Origin of the sequence: Chitinophaga qingshengii (assembly GCF_014529935.1) — a bacterium.
Lineage (GTDB): Bacteria > Bacteroidota > Bacteroidia > Chitinophagales > Chitinophagaceae > Chitinophaga > Chitinophaga qingshengii.
In genome coordinates, this window is the sequence record NZ_JACVFC010000028.1 from 1 (window position 1) to 295 (window position 295).

Below are 295 nucleotides of genomic sequence, written 5' to 3' on the forward strand. Positions count from 1 at the left end.
ACAGCTGGCGGCCATCTGGGAAGAAGTGCTACAGGTAAGCCAGGCAGGTATCCATCATAATTTCTTTGAACAGGGAGGCAACTCTTTTTCTGCTATCAAGCTGGCTACGGCCATCCGCAACAAACTGCAAACGGAACTGGCCGTGAAAGATATCTTCCGTTATCCCACTATTGCGCAGCTCAGTGAAGTGCTGGGAGATGACCGGAAATCATTGTCCATACCGCGTCTTGCGCCCGCTGCGATTACAGGAAAGATACCGCTTTCCCCCGCACAGAAGCGGCTGTGGATCATTCAC

General features: G+C 52.2%; 1 protein-coding gene. It reads left to right on the forward strand.

The window, feature by feature from the left end; genetic code table 11:
* On the forward strand, positions 1-295 hold a 295-nt coding region (locus ICL07_RS32215; RefSeq protein ID WP_188092175.1), incomplete at both ends, for a phosphopantetheine-binding protein.